At 69.7% G+C, this 4,676-nt stretch carries 3 protein-coding genes; 2 read left to right on the forward strand and 1 reads right to left on the reverse strand.

Annotated features, from left to right (window positions below; genetic code table 11):
• Positions 1-353: 353 nt before the first annotated feature.
• A complete protein-coding gene (locus C667_RS20400) occupies positions 354-2,066 on the reverse strand; it encodes a methyl-accepting chemotaxis protein (protein WP_004380464.1) in 1,713 nt (570 codons plus the stop codon).
• A 346-nt stretch (positions 2,067-2,412) separates the two neighbouring features.
• On the opposite strand from C667_RS20400, the gene lysS reads away from it, so the two are divergent.
• Positions 2,413-3,954 (forward strand): lysine--tRNA ligase, encoded by a 1,542-nt coding sequence (lysS, locus tag C667_RS20405; protein ID WP_004380466.1) that lies wholly within the window; start codon positions 2,413-2,415, stop codon positions 3,952-3,954.
• Positions 3,955-4,019: 65 nt separating this feature from the next.
• Positions 4,020-4,676, forward strand: a 657-nt coding sequence (mnmC2, locus tag C667_RS20410; RefSeq protein WP_004380469.1) for a tRNA (5-methylaminomethyl-2-thiouridine)(34)-methyltransferase MnmC2, incomplete at its 3' end; no start/stop codon positions are given.

Genomic DNA, 4,676 nt, shown 5'->3' on the forward strand with positions numbered 1-4,676 from the left:
AGCGCCGGCAGGCGCGAAAGCGGCGCGCGGAAATTCGACGTCGGCGGGTACACCCGCGGCCGCATTCGCGCCTGCCGGCGCTCCTACAACCCGCCGGGCCGTGGGGCCATCGCCACCGCTGCATCGCGCCGGCCGGCGCTCCTACAACCCGCCGGGCCGTGGTGCCATCGCCACCGCTGCTTTCGCGCCTGCCGGCGCTCCTACGACCCGCCGGGCCGTGGCGCCATCTGCACGGCTGCTTTCGCGCCTGCTGGCGCTCCTACAGCCCGCCAGGCCGTGGCGCCAACCCCACGGCTGCTTTCGCGCCTGCCGGCGCTCCTACATTTCTTCGAGCCGCGTGCCCATTACCACGTTCAGCGCTCCAGCAGCGCCTCGGCCGGCATGCCGACGCGCACGTTGCCCCAGTGGCGCCCGCCGACCACGATCGGCATGGCGAGGTCGCACAGGACCTCGCCGGTGTCGCGCAGGTAGGTCTGCAGCAGCATCGGCTCGGTGTTGCGCGCCGCGCGCAGCTCGGCGGGGTTCTCGAACTTGCGGCAGGTGCGGTTGCCGAGCAGATCCCGGGCGGGATCCCCGGTCAGCGGGCGCGAGTAGCGGCTGTTGTGCGCCGACAGGTAACCGTCGGCATTGACCGCGACCGCGAACACCGCGCCGCGCGCGCGCTCCAGGCTGTCGTCGAGCAGGTGCTGGCAGCGGCGGGTGAACTCCTCGCCCCAGGCCACGCGGAACTTGGCCGGGTTGCTGCCCGGCACCGGCCGGTAGTTGCGATCGAACACGTCCACGTGCGCGGCCGCCATCTGCTCGAGCTCGGCCTGCACGCGATCGCGGAAGCTGCGTGCCTCATTCACCAGCAGGTCGAAGGCCCCGCTGCCGATCTTGAAGCGCGACACCAGCTCCTGCACGGCCTCGGTCCACTTGGTGAGCGCGAGCGTGCGCTGCTCGCAGTGCTCCATACGCCCCGCCACCTCGGCGGACAGGCGGTGGATGTCGGTGACGTTGGCGTGCACATGGGCGTTGGTCTCGGTCAGCGAGGCCATGCCGGCGGCGATCTGCGAGAGCTGCCCGCCGGTGCGCTCGAACTCGCCCACCATGTGCTCGAACTGCGTGGCCGAGCGCGTCACCACGTCTCGCGTCTGCTCGACGTCGCCGTTGATCACCTGGTTCTCGGCGCGCGTGTCGCCGACCAGCTCGAGCATGCCGTTGATGTTGCCGACGATCTCCTGGGTGGCCTTGTTGACCCGCTCGGCGAGCTTGCGCACCTCGTCGGCGACCACCGCGAAGCCGCGCCCGGCCTCGCCGGCGCGCGCCGCCTCGATCGCGGCGTTGAGCGCGAGCAGGTTGGTCTGGTCGGCGATCTCGCGGATCAGCGCGGCGATCTCCTTGACGCTCTCCGAGCGCTGCGAGAGCTCGTCCACCGTGTGGTTGAAGCGCTGCAGCTTCTCGCTCACCGCGAGGATTTTGGCGGCCACGTTCTGCACCTCGCCGAGCGACTCGCGCGCGATGTCCAGGTTGCGCAGGGTCGAGGCGTCGATCGCGCGCGCGCTCACCGACACCTCGCCGATCGCCTCGGTCGAGCGCGTGCTGGCCTCGAACACGGTCTGGGTCATGTCGCCTTGGCGCTGCGCGTCGCGCGCGGAGTTCTCCACGCCCAGCTTCACCTGCACGGCCTCGCGCGCGATGTTGACGCTCATCGAGCGCACCTTGCCGATGATCTCGCGCATCTTGCCGGCGAAGCGGTTGTAGCTCGCCGCGAGCTCGCGCAGCTCGTCGTGCGTGGTGAGCGGGAGGTCGCGGGAGAAATCGCCCTCGCCGCGTGCGATCTCGTCGAAGATGGCGGTTATGACGCGGATCGGGCGCACGACCAGGTGGCGCAGGTAGAGGACCTGGCCGAGCAGCATCGCGAGCGCCAGGGCCGAGAGCGCCAGCATCGCATAGAGGCCGGCGTCGAAGGCCGCGACCACGGACGAGAGCCGCTCCGGTGCCACCGCCCCCTTGGCGAGCGCCGCCTCGACGGCAGCGCGCCGGTCCTGCCAGATGACGAGGTAGCCGAGGTTGACGACGAACAACAGCAGGAAGCTGAAGAGTTTCTTGGTCAGCGAGTTCCAGAAGGTCTTCTCGATGCTTCGTAGAGTTGCCTGAAGGTGCTCATGGGGGGTTCCGTGGGGACGGTGGATCGACTCCTCCCTTAACGGTCCCCGTTGTGGGGACTTTAGCCTCGCGCGTCGGGGCGTGAAGGTGAGGGCGTGAAGAACTCGCAGCGCAGAAAACCGGATCTCGCGGGCATCCGGGCCGAATGCACGAGCCATTCGGCACCTTGCGCAATTGCCCCGCCTTGCCGGCCCTGCCACAATTACGCCTTTCGCGCGCGGCCCGCTGCGGCGCTTCCCCTTTCAGAGCTTCGACACCCAGACCATGTCCGAACAGACGCAGACCACGCCCCAGCCCCAGGACGAAAACCACCTCATCGCCGAGCGCCGCGAGAAACTCGCCGCCTGGCGCGCGAGCGGCCGTGCCTTCCCCAACGACTTCTCGCGCGAGAACACCGCCGGCAAGCTCGATGAGCTCTACGGCGACAAGGACACCGAGGCGCTGGAGGCCACCCCGGTCGAGGTCAAGGTGGCTGGCCGCATCATGCTCAAGCGCATCATGGGCAAGGCGAGCTTCGTCACCATCCAGGACCTCTCCGGCCGCATCCAGCTCTACGTGCAGCGCGACGGCGTGGGCGAGGACGTCTACGCCCAGTTCAAGACCTGGGACATCGGCGACATCGTCGGCTGCGTCGGCACCGTGTTCAAGACCAAGACCGGCGAGCTCACCGTCAAGGCCGCCGAGATCCGCCTGCTCACCAAGAGCCTGCGCCCACTGCCCGACAAGTTCCACGGCCTCACCGACGTCGAGCAGAAGTACCGCCAGCGCTATGTCGACCTGATCATGAACGAGCAGTCGCGCTTCACCTTCGTGGCGCGCAGCCGCATGGTGCAGTCGATCCGCAACTACATGACCGGCCACGGCTTCCTCGAGGTCGAGACGCCGATGATGCACCCGATCCCGGGCGGCGCCGCGGCCAAGCCCTTCACCACCCACCACAACGCGCTCGACATGGAGCTGTTCCTGCGCATCGCGCCCGAGCTGTACCTGAAGCGCCTGGTGGTGGGCGGCTTCGAGAAGGTCTTCGAGGTCAACCGCAACTTCCGCAACGAAGGCCTCAGCCCGCGCCACAACCCCGAATTCACCATGATGGAGTTCTACGAGGCGTACGCGAACTACCGCACGCTGATGGACTTCACCGAGGGCCTGATCCGCCACGCCGCGCGCGAGGCGCTGGGCACCGAATCCTTCGTCTACCAGGGCCGCGAGCTCGACCTGTCGAAGCCCTTCCACCGCCTCACCATCGTGCAGGCGATCCGCAAGTACCACCCGGGCTTCACCGCGGAGCAACTGGCGGATGCCGCCTGGCTGAAGGAAAAGATCGTCGCCTTCGGCGAGAAGGTGAAGCCGGGCGGGCTGGGCAGCCTGCAGCTGCAGCTCTTCGAGGCCTGCGCCGAAGCCGAGCTGTGGGAGCCGACCTTCATCATCGACTACCCGGTCGAGGTCTCGCCGCTCGCGCGTGCGTCCGACACCGACCCCGAGATCACCGAGCGCTTCGAGCTCTTCATCGTCGGCCGCGAGATCGCCAACGGCTTCTCCGAGCTCAATGACCCCGAGGATCAGGCCGCGCGCTTCCGCGCCCAGGTCGAGGCCAAGGAGGCCGGCGACGAGGAGGCCATGTACTACGACGCCGACTACATCCGCGCGCTCGAATTCGGCCTGCCCCCGACCGGCGGCTGCGGCATCGGCATCGACCGCCTGGTGATGCTGCTGACCGACGCGCCGGCGATCCGCGACGTGATCCTGTTCCCGCAGATGCGCCCCGAGGCCGCCGCGGGCCTGGTCATCCCGGAACCCGAGCTCTGATCCCGGCGGTCGCCGATGCGAGGCGTCTCCACGCTCCGCATCGGCGCCCCCTGCGCACCCACGCCGTGCCGATCCTTCCCGCCCGCCTCGAGCGCTCGCCCGAGGGGCTGCTGTACTCGAGCGGCTTCGGCGATTTCTACCACTCGCGCGACGACGCGCTCGGGCAGGTGCGCGCGGTCTTCCTCGCCGGCAACGGCCTGCCGCAGCGCTGGCAGGGGCGTGAGCGCTTCACCATCCTCGAGACCGGCTTCGGCGCCGGGCTGAACTTCCTCGCCACCTGGGCGGCGTGGCGCGAGGACGCGCGCCGCAGCGCCCGCCTGCACTTCGTCTCCTGCGAACTGCACCCCTTCACCCGCGAGGATCTCGCCCTCATCCACGCCGCCTGGCCCGATCTCGCCACGCTGGCGGCCGAGCTGCGCGCGCAGTGGCCGGTGCTCGCGCCCGACCTGCACCGGCTGAACCTGGATGACGGCCGCGTCACCCTCACGCTCCATCTCGGCGATGCGGCCGAGGGCCTCGCGCGCATCGACGCGCGCGCCGACGCGCTCTACCTCGACGGCTTCGCGCCGGCGAAGAATCCCGCGCTGTGGTCCGAACGCGTCTTCCACCTGCTCGCCGGCCTCGCCGCCCCGGGCGCGACGCTCGCCACCTGGTCGGTCGCCGGCGAGGTGCGCGAGGGCCTGCGCCGCGCGGGCTTCGCGGCCGAGAAGGCGCCCGGCTTC

It is taken from the genome of Thauera phenylacetica B4P, from assembly GCF_000310225.1.
GTDB lineage: Bacteria > Pseudomonadota > Gammaproteobacteria > Burkholderiales > Rhodocyclaceae > Thauera > Thauera phenylacetica.